Genomic DNA, 20,186 nt, shown 5'->3' with positions numbered 1-20,186 from the left:
CGGGGCATGAGCACCCAGATCAGTGACCAGGCCAGGACCGCCAGGGAAGACGCACGCCGCAGCGACGGACGTTACGGCTTCCAGACAGCGGCCGAGTCCGGTGTTTCCCTAGATGACCCAGCAGCCAACGACTGGTCGTTCAACGGCACCCTGGATGACCGGTCTGTCCTGGACCTCTGCCGCAAGTACGCCTCCCGGACCGGGCACCGTTTCCAGGTGGATGACCGTGACGATCTGGAGGGGTTGGGCGCCGAGCACTTCGTCCGTTACGTGCGCAACCGCCAGGAGAAGGTGCTCGCCGGCGACGTCGAGCCACAGCCGGAGTTCAAGTACGAGCAGCACATCCGGTCGATCTTCCACGGCCTGGGGCAGCGCATCGCCAGCGGCCTGCCCAACGGTGGCCGCGACCTGACCGCCCTGACGAAGTGGCTGAAGACCCGCGAGACGTTCGAGACCAAGTACGGCCGCCCGATGACCCGTGCCGAGGAGGACGAGCTGGCCGACGGTATCCGGGCCAGCTTCCCTCCGGGCAAGCGCCCCATCGACGGCTTCCACCGTGCCCAGAGCAGCAAGAGCATCATCTCCCTGGACTCGGCTCGCGAGGACGGACAGTTCCTCGACCCCTCCACTGCCGACCAGGCCCCGGCCCCTCAGACGCAGGCATCGGATGACGCTGCCCACCAGGCACTGGACATTGTCGAGGCAGGTGGCCGCGGCTCCCAGGCACGTGCCAGCCGCGCCATCTGGGAGGTCGTCTCCGCCGAGTACTCCGCGCCCCAGGTGGCCCACGACTCGTTCACCGGCCCGAAGGCGAAGGCCCTGCGGACCGAGATGGAGTCCCTGGGCGGTGTCGAGGCCGTGCTCGACCGCTACAGCGAGGGCAGCGAGACCGACCAGGACATGGACACCCTCCTAGCCCCGTTCGGTGGCCGCGAGCAGGTTGACGCCACCGGTATCGAGCGGGTCGTCCAGACCTTGGAGCGCAACCCCGGAACTGAAGCCGGAGTCTGGGACGCCGCCGTCCTGACCGCCACCATCGACAGGAAGAAGGCCACCGCGTGAGCGACCCGTCAGCAGAGCAGCCCCGCGACGGCGGTGGTCGGTTCTCCCACAAGCCCGCCGGGGAGGTTGAGCTCGACCTGAGCCAGCCCAACCACGATGAGGGGCTGCCCAACTCGGCTGAGGTGATCACAGCCGGGCCTGATGAGCTGGACGAGTACGTCTACCACGATTCCTGGCAGGTGCGGGCCGACGCCACGGCGAACCCGCACCTGAACGACGAGCACGTGGAGTTCCTCACCGACCCCGACCAGCACATCGGTGTCCGCTCCGGTATGGCGCTGCACTGGCGACCGGGTGTGGCCGATCGGCTCAGGAACGACCCTTCCGAGACGGTCCGGGCGATGGCCGCGGGGTCCTGGGAGTACACCGCGGCCGACCGGGAACGACTGACCCGGGACCCGGCCGTCGCGAGGATCCACCGTCTCTTCTTCGCCCCCGCACAGTGACCCCGGTGTGAGCAGCGATAGCCCGGGCCGACCGTCTGGGCATGTTCATTCGTGGGAGGCCAACAGGGCCGCCCGTGTAACCAGCCAGGGACGTCCCTGGAAAGGAGAAGTACACGCATGATCACCAACCTCGCAACCGCGGTGGACTTCGTTGGTCCCTGGGACAAGTTCTGGGGTGCCATCGCAAGCTCCGCCGAGGGCATCGTCACACTCGCCGCGGTCGTCGGCGTCGTGCTCGTCGTCTCGTCCATCTTCATGTGGATCTTCAAGAAGGCTCGTGGCGGTGGCGCGAACACCTCGACCCTCGTCTGGATGATCATCGTCGGCGGCATCCTGTGTGCGCCAACCATCCTCATCCCCACGATCCTGCGCATCCTGCAGTTCGTCATCAACGGCATCGAGAAGGTCGCGGCTCTGGGCGCAAGCTGACCCTCAGTCCGGGGAGAGTCATTCGCTTTCCCCGGACTGAGGCTCCCCCACCAGCCATCAACCAGGAGCACTCATGGCAGGCGTCCCCACGCTGTTTGACCTCACACCGCTGACCCGCGAAGCGGCCGACAAACGTCGCGTTGTCGTTCAGGGGTGGGACGTTGACCGCCGCGTCTTCATCCTGTTCCTGATTGGGCTCGCCCCGGCCGCCATCCTGACTGGGGTTTCGTTCCCCTTCATCGGGCAGTACGCGCTGCTCGTCTTCTTCGCGACCTACGTCCCGATCTTCTGGCTGATTCTCGGTCGGTCCAGCAAGGGCATGGAGACAGCCAACTGGCGGAGCCTGCTGGACAAGAGGCAGTCGAACAAGGGCCACTTCATCCTGCGCGGCAACCGGCTTGAGAAGGACCGCCACCAACCGCGCCTCCTCGTCGGTGCCTCCAGGCCCGGGCCTGGCCTGGCCTCGGTCACCGACACCGACACGTCCACCACCACCGACGACATCTTCGCCTGACCCAGGAAGGCCCAGCGTGCACACTCAGGACGCCAGCCCAGACATCAGCCGGACGCAGAGCGCCAGGCTGATGCTGCGTGATGCCCGTGCGCGCGCATTGAACCTGCTGACGATGGGCCTGACCGCCCTCGTCCTGGCGATCGTCACTATCGGCGGCATCGCGGGTCCGGCCAACGCACAGGTCGTCGTCGAGGACAGCGCTGGCTCCGTCGTGGCCGCCTATGCGCCGTCGATGGCGGAGCGTGCTGCCTTCGGCTTCCAGGACCTGACCGGCCAGTCCATCGTGAACGTTGACAACTGCATTCCAGGCGTCGACCCCGATTGTGGCGAGGACAATCCTCCACCAGACTCCATCTGCAGCCAGATCAATCAGTGGGGCAACACCGACAAGGGAACGCTGCCGGTTCACCGCTGGACGGACGCGACGAGCAGCCTGCACTCACGCCTGGGCGCCAAGTTCACTGACGACATCTACCAGAAGCTCGCGCGTAACGGTATGGCGCAGTCCTACCTGAGCGTGGGCAATGCTGCCTGGTCGACGTCCGTCACGATGACCGAGTCGGCCAACCAGTTCTGTGTCGGCGACAGTATCGGCGCAACCGTCGACAAGGGTATGGGCGCGGTCGCCAGGGCCATCTTCTTCGACGCCTGGATTGGTGTCATCGTCCTCGTGGGCGCTGCCGTGGCCATCATCTACCGGGCAGCTCGCAGCGGGATGCCCAGCCTGGGCGCTGTCGGCCGTCTGCTGGGTGTCACCGGGCTCGTCGTCGTCATGATGAACGGCGCCGCCAACTCCGACGGTGCGACTGGCCATTACGGCACGATGTCGCCCGGCTGGATGATGAACAAGGTCAACTCGGTGATGGCCTCCACCAGTGGTGCTCTCAGCAAGGGCCTGCTCGACGGCATGGATGCGATCGACGCGGGTGGCACCCCTCCGGCCGGCGAGCAGTATGCCAACGAGTACAGCTCTCACTGTTACAACTACATGGACCAGCTGGTCGAGCATTACGAGGCACAGCACGTCATGGCAGACATCAAGGGGATGACCGCTGCCCCGCTGGCGCTGAACTCCGTCTGGACCGAGTCTGCCCTGCAGTCCTACATCGGCAGCCAGTTCGGATCCGGTAACGCATACGGCCAGGCATCGTTCTGTCACCAGCTCGAGTTCAACGCGCAGACCTCGTCGGCTGAGCACGCCTACTTCACCCTGGCGGCCATCCAGGACGCCGATGCACCGGCCTCGGCGGAGGAGCAGGCGGCAATGATCGCAGCCCTGGCCGCACCGGGCAGCCCGGCCTACAACGGCGTATTCAACCCGACCGACAACAACCGCGAGGACAACATCGGGGCGTTCTGGGCGTCCTGTGTGACAAACAACGGCACGTCCTGGTCTGTCGCCCTCGGCTGGGAGAATGTCGGCGAGGGCAAGATTGAGGACAGTGACTGCGCGGAGGCCTACGGGGCGAGCGGCGACTACGACTGGGGCGGCTCGCCGTTCAACTGGAAGAACCGCGACCACATCCTCGAAGACACCTCGGCCAGTGCTGCGACCGTTCCCGCCTTCTCGAACGCCGGGAATGCCTTCCACCCCCGCCAGTTCCTGGAGAACTACCAGGGCTGGGTCGCCAGTGACGGCATGGTCGCCGCGATCGTCCACGCCCTCACCGCGATCATCTTGTTCGTCCTGTTTGGGGCCATTTCACTGTTCATCCTGATCGCCAAGATGGCCCTGGTGGTCCTTGCCGCGACAGTGGTCCTGGTGGGTATCGCAGACATGTTGTTCGGTCGGACGTCCTCCCGCCTGGTCAAGTTCTTCAAGCTCCTGGTGGGCATGGCGATCATCACCTGGGGCTCGAGCTTCTTCCTGTCCTTCCTGGCCGTCATGACCAAGATCATCAACGACATGGGTAAGGCCATGGACCTGAACGTCATCGGGGCCATCGTCTGGGCCGGGCTGGCGCCGGTGCTGGCGGTTCTGCTGCTCAAGTTCGTGTTCTCCAAGGTCCTCAAGATGCCGGACCCGCTGTCCGTCAGTGGCGCCAAGAACTACATGGGCTCCGCGGGCATGATTGGTGGGACCGCAGTGGACCGGGCCATCAGTGCACCGACCCGGATGAGCCAGGGTGCTTGGGGCCGGCTCACCGGTAGCCCGGCGACTGCTGGTGCTGGCGCCAGTGCTATCGGCGGGAGCACGAGCCGCGGCAGTCTGGGTGCACACTCGGCCGGACGTGGTCGCGCAGACTCCATGACCCCCGAGACGGACCTTGGGACTGTTGGTCAGGGTGGCGCGCAGGCTGCCGCGCCTGCTGAGCGCCGCGCGGCCGGGTCTGTGGCGGGTCGCGACTCGGGCAGCCTGCAGGAGACCGCAGCGGAGAACGCCGCTGGTGCAGGTGCAGGTGCAGGTGCAGCGGTTGCCACAGCGAAGGCACGCAGGCCCCGCTACGGCAGGGACGGCGATGCCATGCCAGCCGAACTTGCCGGGGCCTGGAAGAAGACCGGCGCTGGTCGTGACGTCGAGCACGCCCGGATGGTGCGTGAGGGCCGGACCATGGAACGCGAGGCACTGGGCGGTCGCCACCAGGTGCGCAAGGTGGAGAAGCAGATGGAGCGTGCGGCTGTTGCTGGTCGGCGCAGCGAGATGGGCATGGTCGGACGCAACGCGGACCGGGTGTCTTCAGCGGCCGGTAAGACCCTGCGCGGCGTCACCTCTGGTCGCGCCACGGCTGCCACGGTGGGTGCCGCTGGTCTTGCCGCAGTCGCCGGTGCCAGCATCGCCCCGGCCCTGATGGTCGCCGGTATGGGCATGGGTGCAGTCGCCCTGGCCCGCCACCGCAACGCTCACAAGAGCGGTACCCACAGTGCTCGTCGGGCGGCTCGCAACCAGCGCGCGCTGCAGACCTTCATCAATGAGCGGAACCGCCAGCTCGGCGACGATATCCCGAAGGAGGAGGCAGAGGCCCGGGACCTGCCCATTGGCAACCAGACTGGCGCCGACCAGGACCTCGACGACCGCCAGCCGACCACCGACTCACACACTGGCACTGACGACACCGGGGCCCTTCAGGACGGTAGTGACGCCCCCCGTGACGCTCAGGGCCAGGAGTCCTCACAGGGCAGCAGCGCTGGTCCGGCCGGCGAGCAGGCCACCGGTCACACGGATCAGACCGACCCTGACGGCTCCCACGGGCAGGACGGAATGCGCGACGGTGACGACGAGGATGAGGAGGATGGTGGTGGCGCCGGTGACGGTGACCACCGCGGGCCGCAGGGCCCCGAGGATCCTCGTCCTGGTGGACCGGCCAACGACCAGGCCACCGGCCACACGGGACAGGCCGACCCTTCCGGCACCTACGGGCAGGACGGAATGCGTGACGGTGACGAGGACGACGAGGACGATGGTGGCACCGGTGGCGGTGACCACGACGACCCGAAGGGTCCCGGTGATCCTCGCACTGGCGGCTACACCGATGGCGAGACCGAGCCGCAGGGCGAAGGCGCTGTGCCGAACCAGGAGAACGCTGGGACCGACCAGGGCAAGCTGCCCAGTCAGGCAAGCACGACTGGGCAGGTGACCTCCGATAATCGCCCTAGTGACGACACCGGTCAGCCCACCGACGCGGGCAGCTATGAGGGTGGACACTCCGCTCCGGCGCCTCAGGGAGCCCCGCGTCCTGGCGGCTTCACGGACGAGGCTACTGCACAGGACGTCCCCGACGGCCGCCCCGAGCCCGAGCGGCAGCCGACCCCCGTGAGCCAGGAGTCTCCTCGCTCTGGTGGGTGCGCGGACGACAGCGCACCCAGTGGGGCAACGGTCTACACCCCGGATCCTGAGCCCGCCACTGAGCCTGAGGTTTCCCCGAGCCAGCAGCAGCCGGTGCAGGACGCTGGCCAGGGCGAGCCCGCGGCGCCTGCGAGTAGCGAGCAGCCTCCTGTCCAGCCGGACTCGCAGGTGGAGACACCGGCGACGGAGCGTGAATCCTCGCAGGGGGAGAAGACTTCCGGATTGGGTCGCGGCCAGGGGGGTGGGGACGCTCCTGCAGCCGCGCCCGGTCCGGAGGGTATTCGTGAGAGTGACCGCCAGGAGACCCCGCCTACTGAGTTCGAGGAGGTCACCCGCACCTATACGAACGCCCCGCCCGCGGCGCCGACTCGCACCCCCGAGATGTTCACCGACCGCGGCGAGAACTGAGCCCCGCACAGTGTCACCGGATAAGGAGGTTAAAGACGATGACAGACCAGGCCAGGATCCCAGCAGGGCACCCCAGCGGCAACGGCGGTGAGTTCGCCGCCCAGCCGCGCTCGGAGGCAGACGTCGTGCTCGAGGAGCTCTACCGGGAGGATGAAGGGACTTTTCACTACCCGCCCGTGTGCCGGACCTACGAGAACCTGGTTCGGTTCTGGTCCACCGTGGAGGTGCCCGACGAGTCCATGGTGCGGTTCCAGAACGGTTACGGCAAGTTCCGTCGGCGTCGTGTGGAGGCCGGACTGGCGCAGTGGGACGCGGCCAACCCGGCCCCGTCGACCAACCACCGCAAGTACCCCGCCTGGCAGGAGGCACGTGCGGCCGCCGAGCAGCAGCTGAGGCAGCGGGAGCCGACGATGTTCGCACCAGACGTCCGCCCCCTGGTGCGACTGAACCGGATGTACGTCTACCGAGCAGGGCTCCGGCCCGAGGAGCGCGAGAAGTTCCTGTCGCAGGTGTTCAGCCTGCCCTCCAGTGGGCACCGGGGCACCGTCGCCGAGCTCATGGCGAAGTACTCGGTGAGGGAGTACGAGGGCACGCTGATCGCCTCTCGCGTCGATGAGCACACCGAGTCACTGGAGGCGATCAAGCGCCTGGACGCAGGCATCCAGGCGCAGCTCCGGATTATCCGCGAAGGGGTCTGATCCGAAACCATGGCAGACAAGAAGCCCGGCAAGAACATCCCTGGAGGTCAGGTTCCTGGCCACGGGGATGCGGCTCGTGCTGCTCTGGAGCGACTGCGCGGCAAGCGTGCCCAGAAGTCGGCGGACGACCAGGAGACCAAGCCCAAGGGCACCGCTCGCCAGGCGGCCGGAGATGCTGTCAACGTCGGCTCCCGTGCCGCCAAGGGTGCGGTCGGTGGGACCCTCGCGAGCAAGGCTGTCGGCGGTGGCGTCCAGGGTGCCGTTCTTGAGGGCACTGTCGGGGCGGTCAAGTCGAAGTCGGCCAAAAACGCCTTCCTGGCTGGCGTCGCGTGTGCCGCCATGCTGGCTGCCCCGATGCTGACCTCCGGTGGCGGGGGTGGCGGGGGTGCCCGGGCAGGCCTGACTGACTCCGCCGTCAACTACGACCTGGCCACCACCGCAGCCGAGGCATCCGGCTACAACATGGAGAACCTCCAGACGGTCTACGAAGCGGCTGGCGGCGACATGCTGGACTGGGAGATGGTCGCCGCCATCGAGCACTGGCAGGCCAACCAGAACACGCAGACAGCTTGCCCGCCCGCTCCCCCTGTCGAGGACCCACCAGAGGATGGCGAACCGGAGGACCCACCGGAGGACGAGGACGAGCCAGAGGTTCAGCTCAACGAGGCGGGAGACACCGCCCACCCTGTCACCGGTTCCACCTACCGGGTGACTTCCGCCTACGGCACGCGCATCGTGACCGAGGGCCAGGAGGGGACCAACCAGGGCCTGGACTTCGGTGACGAGGTTGGCGTCGACCTGGTGGGTGTCGGCGCCGGTGAGGTCTCCTACTCCGGCTGGAACGACACCGGCGGCAACATGGTGTGGGTCAAGCTGTCCGGCACCGAGGTCGCTACTCAGGTCCGCTACATGCACATGGAGTCGGTCAACGTTGCCGTCGGTGACCAGATCGAGCCAGGTGACGTCATCGGCTGGATGGGCGACACCGGTTCCGCCGAGCAGGTCATCCTGCACCTCGAGATCCTGGAGGACGGCGAGTACGTGAACCCGGCCACCTGGCTGGAGGACCGTGGCATCGAGGTGAATCACGGCCTGCCTGTCGACCCGCGCTTCTCCGACCCGTGCTCAGCACGCGGTGGTGGTGGTGGTGGTGGTGGTGGTGGTGGTGGCGGTGGCGGTGCCCCGGTCTACGAGGGCAGCGAGTTCTTCCCCGGACCGCCCGCCGCCGCGTGCCCCACTATCCCTTCGGGCCAGGTGGTCGGCGCGATCCTGTCCCCAGCCACGCCCGACCAGAGCCGCGGCAGGGACTGTGTCGCACAGGCGTTCCCGCAGCTGCTGTTGACCTCTGCCTACCGCACCGTGTGGATGGGCTACCCCTCCGACCACCACCAGGGCAACGCGCTGGACTGGTCGATCAACCCCTACAACGAGGGCAGCGGTGGCTGGGCGCTGATGTACACCCTGGCCCACTGGGCGCAGGTGAACGCCGACAACCTGGGCGTCAAGTCGATCATCTTCGCCGACTGGCGCTGGGGCCGGCAGACCGGCTGGACGAAGTACACCTTCACCGACCACAACAATCACAACGCCCGACACATCAATCACGTCCACCTGTCGTTCTTCGGCACCTCCGCGATGCCGGACGCTCAGAACCTGGTGCCGGCCTTCGCTGACGGCTCCGGGATGCCCTACCAGCCGGGGTTCAACACCAAGTGGGCTGACGGCAAGCGGTTCTTCCCGATCGACGACCCGGCCCTGGACCTGTCCCAGTTCCCGAAGGACGGCTCGGGCGGCATCATCATCGGTGGTGGTGGCATCGGACCCGTCCAGGGAGACTTCCGCAGCCCCTACAAGATCGAGCGGGCGGCCTTCGGTCCCACCGACGAGGAGTCTGAGGTCGAGCTACTCAGCAAGTTGGAGACGGACGAGGACTTCGCCCGTGACTGGGAGTACCGCGAGGAGAAGGGCTGGGTGGCCCGGCACACCGAGGACGCCGAGGCCCTGGCGGTCAAGGCCGACGATGACTTCGAGTACGCCACCGGCTGGGTCTCCTTCGAGCTCTCTCGCACCATGCAGAATCAGGACACCATCGACTGGGCTGACCTGGACTCCGGGCGCATGGTTGACCCCGTGACAGAGACCGTGATCATCCCTGAGGACACCCCGATTATCGCGGAGAAGACCAAGGCCGCCTACGTGGACGCACTGGCCGAGCTCCCTGTCGCTGGGATGGACCCATCCGGCGCCGATGCGGTGCACGCCCTCGCCCAGGGCTGGCACTTCGGTGAGGTGGCTGCTGGTGGCGGCGGTAACATCCCCGGCGTCATCTGTGCTCCACCTGGTGATGCGGTGCTGAAGGTTGAGGCCGTCGGTGGCAGCCGGCACGGTGAGGTCGTCGTCATGGACTCCAAGAAGCTGGGCTACGCGGCCACGGCGGTGCACATTGCCGATGCGGCCGGGGCCAACGACAACGGCAAGGTCGCGATGCTCATGACCATCTTCCAGGAGTCGACGTTCCTGATGTACGCCAACTCCAAGTACCCCGAGACCCTGGCGCTGCCCCACGACGCGGTCGGCAGTGACAACAGCAGCGCCGGCCTCTACCAGCAGCTGGTGACGCTCAAGGCGTGGGGTCCGGTCGAGTCGATCATGGACGTCTCCCGGTCGACCAAGGCGTTCCTGGGGGTCAGCGACGAGTCGACCGCGCCGGGACTCATGGACATCGCCGGCTGGGAGACCATGCCGCCCGGAGCGCTGGCCCAGAAGGTGCAGGTCTCGGCGCATCCGACCCTCTACGGACAGTGGGAGCAGGCAGCCAACCAGGTGCTGGGAGCGGTCAAGGGCATCGAGTGCACCCCGGAGCGGGACCCGACCGACCCCGAGGAGCCGACCGAAGAAGCCGGACGTAGCAGGCAGGAGATCTCATCGTGAGCTCAGAAGGCAAGACCGGCACCCGGGAGATCCTCATCTTCCTGGCGGGCCTGGTGATCGCCGGAGTGGCAGTCTTCATGGTCCTGCGCGGGGGAGATGAACCAGCCCCGTCACCATCGGACCAGGAGACGGCGGCCCAGACCGATGAGTCCGAGCAGACCGCCGCCCCTGAGACCTCAGATGAGCCGGCACCCAGCCAGGAGGCGACCGAGGCTGCCCCTGAGCCAGCGCCGGTTGTCCCGGTCGAGAACGAGCCTGACGAGCCTGCCCCGACCAGCGACGGCGGACTCACCCCGGACGCCGAGCTGGTCGCTGTTCCCTCCGATGAGGGCGACCCCCGTGCCGTCGCGGCCGCCTACATCGCCGGGTCTCGGTCCATCGACTACCGCGTGGCTCCGGGTTCATGGCTGGAGGAGGCGGACTACCTGACCCCGGAGTTCGCCGCCCAGCTCCAGGACAGTCAGGACGTCACCGCTGACGAATGGGACCAGGACTTCATCGACCGCCAGTTCATCATGGGCGTCGAGGAGGTCCAGGTGAAGCTCGATGAGACCGACGATGTGGCCGGTGCCCTCGTTCTGGTCCAGTGGAAGAGCTACGTCATGGAGAAGGACAAGACGGACAGTCGCGGCGCCGAGCAGGCCGTGTGGGTGATCGTGGAAGACGTCGACGGCCAGTGGCTCGTTTCGGGCGAGGGCCACTCCCACTGATAAAACCGCAGGTCACAGCGTTTGGGCATGTTCACTATTAGGACCATCCAGAATCACAGGAAGCGACAAACCATGAGTCTCCCCCGCACCGCCTCCCTGGCGGCCACCACCGCACTCGGTCTGCTGCTGCTGGCGCCGGTTGGAGCCGCGAACGCCAGCGGGACTGCCCCAGTGACGCCCGCACCGCCCGTCTTCACGGACGCCTGCGGAACGGACAACGACCAGGTGCTCATTCCGTTCACTGAGGGTGTTGTCTACTACCTGGGCGGGGTGAAGGTCAACCCTGGTGTGCGCGAGATCAACCCCAGTTCACCGCGCGCCCAGGTGTTCACTCGCGCGGCCGACGGCTACGAGCTGACCAGCCCCGCCACATGGGGTCACACCTATGACGCTGAGCGCGGCTGCGACGGCGAGGCCTACGTGAAGACCGGCAACGAGGAGCCTGAGGCACCGGTCAAGGATGATGACGAGGTCTTCTACAAGGACTGCATCGCGGTGGAGGACGCCGGGATGAACCCGCTCAACGCCAACGACCCCGGCTACGGCGCGCACCTGGACCCCGACGGTGACGGGATCGCCTGCGACGAGGACTCCACCGTGATTATCGGCAACGACGGTGACGACGAAGACGAGACCGTGGTCATCAGCGACGACGATGAGCGGCTGCCCGACACCGGCTTCGCTTCGGACGCCATCACGCTCATCGGTGCGACTGCCCTGCTCGGAGTAGGCGGCCTGGCGCTGAACAGTCGCCGGCTGAACCGCATGGCCAGCTGATTACGGGACGAGCAGCTCGAACTCTCCGATGACCGCAAGCTCTGAGGCCATCGCCTGCGGTGAGTCTTCTCGCACGAGCAGGTACCCGGGCACACGACCTCCGGTGTCGGCCATCCACGGGTACTTCTCATAGATGTTGGGATCTGCGTTGAGGTAGTCGCCCCAGAACAGCCCGTAGTCACCGGCCTCAGCTTCCGCGACGGCATCGGCCTTAATCTGCTCGATGTCTTCCTCGGACAGGGCGGGGCTCAGGACGTAGAGCTTGCAGGTGTCCACGTCCAATGACTCCGAGCGGTTCTCCTCCCGCGTCACCAGCTCTGTGAGGTCTGTTTCCTCGTCGGTGACGCACCGTTCGGCGGGCTGGATGCCCTCCTGGATCCGCCTTAGCTGGGCCAGGGTGAAGTCTTCCGGCGCGTCAGCAGCCATCCAGGTGCTGATCTCGCCACCGATGGCCTCCTGAATGGCTCGCGGGTCGGTGGCCTCGTCGTTGGCCACAACCACCCATCCGGCCTCTGCATCCGCGATGGTGGCGTAGGACTCGAACGGCTGCTTGCCCTCATACTCGAGATCCCCCGCGCCCAGTGCCTCGCCAGCTGAGACAGCGGTCAGGTCAGAGGCCATGATCGTGCAGGAGCTCGCCCAGGCGGCGCTCACCTCCGGGTTGGAATCCTCGGGGTGAGTCACCGACTCATCGCCCGTGGTGCCGCACAGGGCAGGGTCAGCGGCGTGCAGCTTGTCGCGTAGCTCCTCAGCGGGGGTGGCAGGCTCTGAGCCCTCTGCTGGGTCCTGGGCACCCTCCTGACCGGCAGCAGCCTCCTGTGTGGACTCGGGCTGGTCATCGCCACCATCGTCGCCGCTGCAACCCACAAGGGTGACGGCCATGACCGTGGCGGCGCCGATCCACGCACGTGTCTTCATGACAGGCACGGTAATGGACAGCGGGTGTGGCGCGCGAACTTTGCCGGCGAGTCCCAATCCGGGATCAGGGGTGGATCAGGAGGCGGTCATCACCAGGTCAGTAAACGGTGGCCGCCGGGCGGCGCGGCTGCACCTTGCGGGGCACGCCGGGCGGGTAGTAGGCAACCCTGCGGCGGGCCAGCCGTGCCCTGTAGAGCCGACTGGGCACCCTGCCGCCCTTGGACAGGTTGTGGAACGCACAGAGGCCCTGGCCGTTCTCCATGGACGTAGAGCCGCCGCGTGAGTGCGGGTAGACATGGTCGGCGTGGCTGGCCTCCTGGCGACACCGGAACCAGAACATGGACTTTTGCTCACATCGCCCACCGCACAGCTCGAAGAGGAGCCGGCGCTGCTGAGCGGAGTACATGCGCTGAGGGTCGCGCAAGCCTTCCCGGCGACGTGCCAGGAACGCGCTGGTGGCCAGGAGCAGTATCCAGGCGGCAACGATGAGCGCGACCGTGTTGAGTGCGGCCGGCGTCAGCAGATAGTCGCCGAGGTTCTTGATGTCGAGCATGTCGCCTCCGGATAGGCCACAGGGCGGCAGTCGAGAAACTGCCGCCCTGTGGTGTTGCTGACCTTCGGATCAGAACGGGTTGTCCTCGCCGCTGCCCTGGGCGGCAGCCTTGCCACCACCGTTGGACTTGGGCTCGGACTTGGCAGCGGCCTTCTCGCCGTTGCCGTTGCCGCCACCGTTGCCGCCGTTGCCGGAGGTCTTGGTGACCTCGGCGGTGGCCATCAGCATCGACGGACCGATCTCGTCGATCTCCATCTCGACCACGGAGCGCTTCTCGCCCTCCGGGGTCTCCCACGTACGGGTGGTCACGCCACCGACGGCGATGACCCGCATACCCCGCTTGAGGGACTGGGCGGCGTTCTCGGCCTGCTTGCGCCACACGGAGCCGCGCATGAAGGTCGTCTCGCCGTCCTCCCACTCGTTGGTCTCGCGGTTGAACTTGCGCGGGGTGTGGGCGATGGTCACATTGGCCACGGCCGCACCGGAACCGGTGAAGCGAAGCTCGGGGTCGGCAGTCAGGTTGCCGGTGATGCTGAAGGGAAGGGAGTTCGCCATTGTCATACCAATCTGTTCGTCAGCCCATCAACAGGGCCTACTTTCAGCGAGCCACACGGAGCGGGAGCCCTGTGCGGTGACCTCCCCGTTTGGGTCGGTCTAAATACCTGTGCCACCTGATTTCGTGCCAGGTCACGTTCTGCCGAGTTGTCCACAGAAGCCGGGCCAGGTTGTCCACAGGAGGGTCAGGCCGGGGACCGCAGGAGCACCGGGACAGTCCCCCCACCAGCGGAAACGGGCAGGGTGACGGTCATCTCGAGCTCGTAGGCGTCCATGCCGCGACCGGGCAGTTGCTCCACCCGCTTGCGCATCTGGTCCAGCAGACGGTGAATCTCACTGGCCGACGCACCGGGGGCCAAGTCCACGATGTCGGCCACCCGGCGGTTCAGCCGGCCGTCCGGGACGCGGATGACGCGAGGGCGCACCACGACAGGCTCAGGCTCCGGCTCGGGGTCGTCCTCGGGCGCCGGGGCAACGCGCTCCAGGGTGGCCGTCGGTGCGCGGCCCTCGCCGTTGTAGATCCGCGGGAGCGGCAGGCTCGGTCCGCCGTCGAGACCGTCCACGGCCCCCACGTCACCCGGGAAGACCCACATCTGCTCACCGGAGAGCTCACGCACAGTGACCTGCTCGGTGACCTGCTCGAACTCCTCGCCGCTGACGGTGTCCACCAGGGCGTCCTCGGGAGTGACCGTGCGGGTGAAGGTCCGGTCCTGCGCCTTGGCAGACAACATGACGACGTCACCCTTGCGCGGGCTGATCCCGGCCTCGTCCAGTCCCTCCACCCCGGCCTGCCACAGGGCGCCGTCCATCGAACCCTTGGAGTCGGACATCGAGAAGTTGGCCATCTTCCTGCCCTTGCGGTCATAGCGAAAGGAGAACCGGTCCAGCACGCCGCCGACCAGGTACCAGCCGGGGCGGTTCACCCGGTGCACGCCGACCCTGGTGCCCTGGCGGTCCGGGTCCGGGTCCTCCCAGTCCAGGATCGCCCGGCCGAGCTCTGAGTAGCCGAACGGGCCCTTGCCGATGGTGACGCCGAGCTTGGCCGCCGCCACCCGCTCCTTCTCGATGATGCCGCTCTCGATCTGGGGCACCGGCAGGTCCGGGATGTCCCGTAGGGCGCGCACCACGGCCAGCTGACCCAGGCGTGTCCCGAAGTCGTCACACGCACCGGCCTTGATGAGGGACTCCACGATGCCCAGCGACAGGTTCGACTCGACCATGACTGGCTTGCCGTCCTCGTCGAGCACCGGGGTCCACTCGGTCCGTCGCAGCTTGTAGTTCTTCCCTGCCTTGATGGCCTTGACCTCCACGCGGGAGCCGGACGGCTCGTTCCACGTCCTGACGACCGCATCCTCATCAGGGTTCGGCGCGCGCAGTGCAGAACCACAGTCACAGGCCCCGAACATCGCGACGTCGTCCTCGGGGGTGCCGTCGTGGACGTCGAGACCCAGGCACCGGTGGCAGATCCGCGTGTCGGCGCTCTTGACCTCAGTCTTCTGCTCCGACTCCCGGGTCGTGGTGACCTTCACGCGGTTCACCAGGTCGGACAGGGAGGTGAACGGACCGCCCGCCTCACGCTCGGCGACGATCGCGGCCGCGTTCTCACCCACGCCGTCGACCTCACCCAGCCCCAGCACCACGGCACCGTCACTGGCGACCCACGTGCTGACCTTGCCATCGGTTACCGACGGCGGCCGCACCTCGATGCCCTGACGCCGCAGCGAACCAAGGATGTCGGCCCGCTTCGCGTCGTCGCTGGTGGTGGCCAGGGTGGCGGCGCCGAAGTGGGACGGCCAGTTCGCCTTCAGGTAGGCCGTGATGTAGCCGACGAAGCCATAGGCGGCGCTGTGACTGTTGTGGGAGACCAGTCCGTTGGCGACGAAGTTGTGCTCGGTGCCCTCGGCCATCTCCACGTCGTAGGTCATCTGCTTGCCAGCCGAGACGATGGAGACGATGGGGTCCGTCCCGGCCAGGTGGCCCTTGCCCCAGCGACGCCGGCGCTCGTTGGCCCGGTAGTCGTGCTCCTTGTGGTGGGAGACGCACATCCAGGCCAGGTTGGACGGGGTGTTGTTGGTGCGGTCACCGTCCTGGTGGGCACGCTCGAGCCGGCCGTCCGCGCGGGTCTTCCCACAGACCGTGCAGGCCGCAGTGTCGATCGTCTGCTCGGTCCACGTCTTGAGTGCAACGAAGCCACCATCGACGTATCCGACGTTCTGTTCGCCTCGTGACCAGGTCGTCCTGCCGCTCCCACCGCCCTGCCGCTCCCCCACAGTCGTGCGGCAGGATGGCTCGTACACCTGCGGCTCGTAGCCTTCGTGCGACACCAGCTCATCGCCAACGGTCAGCTCGTCACAGCGGCGGTAGCCGTCCGGGGTGAGCATCTGGTGGTTGCCGGTGATCTTGATGCTGCGACCCGATGCGGTGGTGACCTTGAAGACCTCACGGGTGCCGTTGCAGTGGACGTCGGCCACCCGGGCAGGGCGGATGCGGCCGTCAGTGCTGTCATGGGCCAGGAGGTGGAAGCCGCGGGAATCCCGGAACTTGGTCTGCCAGGACCGGCACCGCCTGCACATGGGGTTCTTCGGCCCGCGCGGTCGCTCCTCGCAGTAGGGGCACAGGTCCGGGTGCGCGTCGTCGTTGCCGTACAGCCGGAAGTACAGCTTCTCGATGGTCCAGGACTCTGCCTTCGGACCGATTCCGCGGCCTGTAGTGAGCACCGTATCGCCGGTCGTACAGCGATTGAAGAGGTAACTGGCCGAGGCGTCGAACGTCCTCCAGAGCTCGATGGCGGTTGACTCAGCGAACGCCATCGAGGCCGTCGAGTCCTCCCCGTCCTCGGTGACGGACGTAGCACCAGAGATGAACAGGTCCCGCAGGGCGTCCATCTCCTCCTTCTTCTTCTTGGAGAACGCCTTACGGAGCTTGTTCTTGAGACCGGGGCCGAACCCTGCGATGACACCGGAGAGAGCCATGATGCTCTCCTGGTAGATGATCAGGCCCAGGGTGTCGTCCAGAATGGAGGCGATCACAGCCTGCTCGGCGGGGTCGGTGGTCAGGTAGTCGTAGGACACCGGCTCACGCCCGTGCTTGCGGTCGCCATACTTCTCGTGCATCCCGGCACCCATCGGGCCGGGCCGGTACAGCGCGGCCAGGGCGGAGAGATCGTCCAGGGACTGCGGCTGGACCTGCTGTGCGAGCTTGCGCATCCCATCGCTGGCGAACTGGAAGATGCCCTCGGTGTTGCCGGCGCTCAGCAGGTCCCAGGTCGCCCTTGCGCGCGGCAGGCTCGGGTCCATCTCCATCCCGCGGTAGGTGATGTCTGGGGTCTCGATGCCCGACTCGCGCATCATGTCGAGCGTCATCGAGATGACGTCCAGCGTCCGCAGACCGAGGATGTCCAGCTTCAGGTAGCCCATCGACTCGAGCTCGGGCCCCTCCCACTCGGTGACCCACATGCCGGATGAGCTGTCGCGCCGCATCGGCACCTGGTCGAGCAGCGACTCGTCGCACACCAGGACACCGCAGGCGTGGATGCCGACACCGGCGCGGGTGCCTTCGATGGCGGCGGCCAACGGGAGCAGTGCCTGTGCGTCCGGGTGGGTGTTCAGCACCTGCCGGAAGCCCATCGACTCAGGGGCTGCTGGGTCGGTCAGCTGGGCAAGGGTGGCGTCCTTGCCTGCGGCCGACCAGACCTCGCTGGCCAGTGCGGCACCGGCGTCGGTCATCTGCGTGAGCCGGCCGACGTTGCGCAGGGCGCCCCTGGACTTGTACGTCCCGCGGGTGCCGATGAGGGCGACCCGGTCCGCGCCGTAGGTCCCCTCGATGTGCTTGAGGACCTCGGGCCGGCGGCGCTTCTCGAAGTCGGTGTCGATGTCCGGCATACCCACGCGGGTCGGGTCCAGGAAGCGCTCGAACAGCAGCCCGTTCTCCAATGGCTCGATGTCGGTGGAGCCGTTGGCGTAGGCGGCCGTCGAACCGCCGGCCGATCCGCGGGCCGGACCGACGCCGATGCCCTGCTCTCGCGCCCAGTCCGTGATGCCACCGTGGATCAGCATGTAGTCGACCATCCCCGCGCCGTCGATGACCTTGACCTCCCAGTTGAGGGCGTCACGGACCTCCTGGGGCAGCGGCCAGCCGTAGCGGCGCCTGGCACCCTCGGTGAGCTTCTTGACGTAGTGGAAGTGCGAGGGGCTGGTGTAGGTCCGGTTTCCCTGCGCCTTCAGCCGCTCGTACTCGGCGACGTCGTGCTCTGGTACCGGGAAGGTCGGCAGGTGGTAGCGAGACTCGGGCAGCACGTTCGCCTCGACCATCTCGGCGATATCCAGGGAGTTGCTCACGGCGTCCTGCGCACCGGGCAGCTGGGAGAAGATCGCGTCCATCTCGGCAGCGGTCCGCAGGTGGTAACCGTGGCCGTTGAACCGGTAGCGCCCAGGCTCGTCACGGTCGGCGTTGGTGCCCAGTGCCAGCAGCAGGTCGTGCGCCTCCGGGTCGCAACCGTGGCCGATGTGCGTCTCAGGCGGTCCGTCGTGCTCGCAGCCGCTGGTGTAGTGCGCGTCGTTGGAGGCCACCAGGCGCAGACCGAAGTGGTGGGCCGCCTCGATGAGCTTGGGGGTGACGAGAGTGTCTTCCTTGGGGAGGCCGTGGGACATGATCTCCACGAACAGCCGGTCCTTGTCCCCCTCGACGACAGCCAGCAGGTCCTCCAGCGCCGCGTAGGCACCCTTGTCGTCGCCGGACAGGAACCGGGAGGCGACAGGGCCACCCAGGCAGCCGGAGCCCAGGATGAGGCCCTTGTTGTACTGGGTCAGGGCCTCGAAGTCAGTGCGCGGCTTGTGCCAGAAATGGTCGGCCGCGTCGTTGTTGACTCGGACCAGGTTCTTCCAGCCCTCGGCGCTGGCGGCCAGCAGCGTCAAGTGGTGATACTTGCGCTCCTTCTTGCCGTCCTTGGCGTCCTCGTCGGCCTCAGACCCGTCGTCGGAGTCGCCCTTGAGGCTGTCCTTGTCCTTGCGGGAGCCGATGGCCAGGTAGGCCTCCATGCCGAAGATCGGCTTGATGTTCGTGTCGGCCGTTGCACTGACCAGGGCAGGCACACCGGGCAGGCCACCGTGGTCGGTGATGGCGATGGCTCGCTGACCGTCTGCTTCGGCGGCGGCGACCATCGGCCCCATCCGCTGCAGACCGTCCTGGCGCGAGTACTCGGTGTGGTTGTGAAGGTGGACGTACTCCGGCTTTGCTCCCATGCCTTACCTGTGCCAGCTGATTTCGGCACAGGTGCGCAGGACCAGCGACTACGGCCGCTTCATGCCGTGGCCGAGTCGGCAGCGAGCTCGGTCAGGGCATGACCTTCCTCGCGGGCCGAGCCCTGGCCGTACAGCTCATCCAGGGATCCCTGGTACAGGTGTCGGACCAGTTCCAGGACCTCACGGAAGGCGGAGATCGGGCCATTCAGGAACTGGTCGTCGGTGCCGTCGAAGGCCTGGACCTGCGACTCGAGCGCCTCCAGGGCACCAGTGTGCTCGGCGCCGTTCAGGAAGTCGCGGGTCAGCCGAATGAACGTCACCGTCAGCGACTTGCGTGATCCGGGCTTCCAGACGTACTCCGGGGAGTTGATCGGTGCGTACGGGTCTGGCTCGCCGACCTCGCCGAGGGCCAGGTCGTCCAGTGCGTCCAGCATCGCCTCGGCGGCCATCGCGTAGCCACACTCGGACAGGAACTGCAGGGAGTCGCGGGCAGAGCGGTGGGCGTACAGCGGGTCGTACTCATCACGGGCGGTCTGCAGCTCGTCCAGGGTCATCTCGAGGTGGTCGGCCAGCTCCGGGGATACCTCCGGCCGCATGTCCAGGAGGTTCCCCACCGTCTCGGAGAGTCCGTCCAGCAGGGCGTCGGGGCCGCCAGAGAGCCACAGACGGACCCGCTCGACGTCAGCGGGGTCATCCACGTCGAGCCCACCCACTGCCAGGACGTCCAGCCAGGTGCCGCTGGCCGGGTCATAGAGGCTGGACTCGGTCACCTGGATCGCCACCCGGAGAGCGAACTCGTCCAGGGTCTCGGTGCGCCCGTCGAACTCTGCCCGCGAGGCGACATCGTGCGGCAGCCACATCAACGGGTGCCACATCAGTTCGGGGCGGGCCGTGGGCCACCGGGGCGTCTCCCCGAAGCCATCCTCGGGGCGAACCGGGATCGGGACGGCGACCATGGTGGAGCTCGCCAGGTGCTCATGGGGCACGCCGGTGGCCCGCTGGTAGTGGGCGTAGGTGAACCCAGCTTCGATCGGGTTGCCCGGCAGCAGCAGGGAATCGCCCGGCTCGCTCTGGTATGGCCGGCGAAAGCTGCTGACCTGCTTGTCCATGGTGAAAATCCTTAGTGTCTGGGCGGTTTGTAGGTCTCCTACCCGTGAACAT

Annotated in this window: 14 protein-coding genes; 9 read left to right on the top strand and 5 right to left on the bottom strand. The window is 67.1% G+C overall.

Annotation, left to right across the window (positions count from 1 at the left end):
* Positions 1 to 6: 6 nt before the first annotated feature.
* The 9 genes from DPQ65_RS07700 to DPQ65_RS15850 all read left to right on the top strand — a co-directional run bounded on the left by DPQ65_RS07700 (position 7) and on the right by DPQ65_RS15850 (position 11,759).
* Entirely contained in the window at positions 7 to 1,062 is a 1,056-nt protein-coding gene (locus tag DPQ65_RS07700) for a hypothetical protein (protein WP_114906741.1), read from the top strand.
* Entirely contained in the window at positions 1,059 to 1,508 is a 450-nt protein-coding gene (locus tag DPQ65_RS07695; RefSeq protein WP_114906740.1) for a hypothetical protein, read from the top strand. The genes DPQ65_RS07700 and DPQ65_RS07695 overlap by 4 nt, the downstream gene beginning before the upstream one ends.
* A gap of 117 nt (positions 1,509 to 1,625) precedes the next feature.
* Entirely contained in the window at positions 1,626 to 1,937 is a 312-nt protein-coding gene (locus DPQ65_RS07690; RefSeq protein ID WP_114906739.1) for a DUF6750 family protein, read from the top strand.
* Between the two features lie 73 nt (positions 1,938 to 2,010).
* Positions 2,011 to 2,451: a hypothetical protein gene (locus DPQ65_RS07685; protein ID WP_114906738.1), complete on the top strand. Its 441-nt coding sequence runs from the start codon at positions 2,011 to 2,013 to the stop codon at positions 2,449 to 2,451.
* Between the two features lie 16 nt (positions 2,452 to 2,467).
* Positions 2,468 to 6,643 (top strand): hypothetical protein, encoded by a 4,176-nt coding sequence (locus tag DPQ65_RS07680; RefSeq protein ID WP_114906737.1) that lies wholly within the window; start codon positions 2,468 to 2,470, stop codon positions 6,641 to 6,643.
* A 38-nt stretch (positions 6,644 to 6,681) separates the two neighbouring features.
* On the top strand, positions 6,682 to 7,341 hold the full coding sequence (locus DPQ65_RS07675; protein ID WP_114906736.1) for a hypothetical protein: 660 nt from the start codon (positions 6,682 to 6,684) through the stop codon (positions 7,339 to 7,341).
* 9 nt (positions 7,342 to 7,350) lie between these two features.
* A complete protein-coding gene (locus tag DPQ65_RS07670) occupies positions 7,351 to 10,272 on the top strand; it encodes a M23 family metallopeptidase (protein WP_114906735.1) in 2,922 nt (973 codons plus the stop codon).
* Positions 10,269 to 10,982: a hypothetical protein gene (locus tag DPQ65_RS07665; protein WP_114906734.1), complete on the top strand. Its 714-nt coding sequence runs from the start codon at positions 10,269 to 10,271 to the stop codon at positions 10,980 to 10,982. Before DPQ65_RS07670 ends, DPQ65_RS07665 begins: the two co-directional genes overlap by 4 nt.
* 72 nt (positions 10,983 to 11,054) lie before the next feature.
* The gene (locus DPQ65_RS15850; RefSeq protein ID WP_114906733.1) at positions 11,055 to 11,759 is read left to right on the top strand and encodes an excalibur calcium-binding domain-containing protein; all 705 of its coding nucleotides are present in this window, start codon (positions 11,055 to 11,057) and stop codon (positions 11,757 to 11,759) included.
* On the opposite strand, the gene DPQ65_RS07655 is transcribed toward DPQ65_RS15850, so the two are convergent.
* The 5 genes from DPQ65_RS07655 to DPQ65_RS07635 form a co-directional block, all read right to left on the bottom strand.
* Positions 11,760 to 12,677, bottom strand: a complete 918-nt coding sequence (locus tag DPQ65_RS07655; protein WP_114906732.1) for a hypothetical protein — start codon at positions 12,675 to 12,677, stop codon at positions 11,760 to 11,762.
* A 97-nt stretch (positions 12,678 to 12,774) separates the two neighbouring features.
* A complete protein-coding gene (locus DPQ65_RS07650; protein WP_114906731.1) occupies positions 12,775 to 13,230 on the bottom strand; it encodes an HNH endonuclease in 456 nt (151 codons plus the stop codon).
* Between the two features lie 69 nt (positions 13,231 to 13,299).
* Complete coding sequence (gene ssb / locus DPQ65_RS07645; protein WP_114906730.1) at positions 13,300 to 13,785, bottom strand: single-stranded DNA-binding protein; 486 nt, start codon at positions 13,783 to 13,785, stop codon at positions 13,300 to 13,302.
* Positions 13,786 to 13,970: 185 nt separating this feature from the next.
* Positions 13,971 to 19,025 carry a DNA polymerase III subunit alpha gene (gene dnaE, locus DPQ65_RS07640; RefSeq protein WP_114906729.1) on the bottom strand — a complete coding sequence of 1,685 codons (5,055 nt, stop codon included), beginning with the start codon at positions 19,023 to 19,025 and terminating at the stop codon, positions 13,971 to 13,973.
* Between the two features lie 59 nt (positions 19,026 to 19,084).
* Positions 19,085 to 20,134, bottom strand: a complete 1,050-nt coding sequence (locus tag DPQ65_RS07635; protein WP_114906728.1) for a hypothetical protein — start codon at positions 20,132 to 20,134, stop codon at positions 19,085 to 19,087.
* Between the last annotated feature and the right edge of the window lie 52 nt (positions 20,135 to 20,186).

Origin of the sequence: Ornithinimicrobium murale, assembly GCF_003352835.1 — a bacterium.
Taxonomy (GTDB): domain Bacteria; phylum Actinomycetota; class Actinomycetes; order Actinomycetales; family Dermatophilaceae; genus Ornithinicoccus; species Ornithinicoccus muralis.
Note: the sequence above shows the minus strand (reverse complement) of the source record. Positions and strands in the feature narration are given on the sequence as shown.

Bases quoted from the DNA above. Each gene is read 5' to 3' on its own strand.
- DPQ65_RS07670 (WP_114906735.1), top strand. From the start codon at position 7,351: ATGGCAGACAAGAAGCCCGGCAAGAACATCCCTGGAGGTCAGGTTCCT.
- DPQ65_RS07675 (WP_114906736.1), top strand. From the start codon at position 6,682: ATGACAGACCAGGCCAGGATCCCAGCAGGGCACCCCAGCGGCAACGGC.
- DPQ65_RS07635 (WP_114906728.1), bottom strand. From the start codon at position 20,134: ATGGACAAGCAGGTCAGCAGCTTTCGCCGGCCATACCAGAGCGAGCCG.
- DPQ65_RS07700 (WP_114906741.1), top strand. From the start codon at position 7: ATGAGCACCCAGATCAGTGACCAGGCCAGGACCGCCAGGGAAGACGCA.
- DPQ65_RS07650 (WP_114906731.1), bottom strand. From the start codon at position 13,230: ATGCTCGACATCAAGAACCTCGGCGACTATCTGCTGACGCCGGCCGCA.
- DPQ65_RS07655 (WP_114906732.1), bottom strand. From the start codon at position 12,677: ATGAAGACACGTGCGTGGATCGGCGCCGCCACGGTCATGGCCGTCACC.
- DPQ65_RS07690 (WP_114906739.1), top strand. From the start codon at position 1,626: ATGATCACCAACCTCGCAACCGCGGTGGACTTCGTTGGTCCCTGGGAC.
- ssb (WP_114906730.1), bottom strand. From the start codon at position 13,785: ATGGCGAACTCCCTTCCCTTCAGCATCACCGGCAACCTGACTGCCGAC.
- DPQ65_RS07685 (WP_114906738.1), top strand. From the start codon at position 2,011: ATGGCAGGCGTCCCCACGCTGTTTGACCTCACACCGCTGACCCGCGAA.
- DPQ65_RS15850 (WP_114906733.1), top strand. From the start codon at position 11,055: ATGAGTCTCCCCCGCACCGCCTCCCTGGCGGCCACCACCGCACTCGGT.
- dnaE (WP_114906729.1), bottom strand. From the start codon at position 19,025: ATGGGAGCAAAGCCGGAGTACGTCCACCTTCACAACCACACCGAGTAC.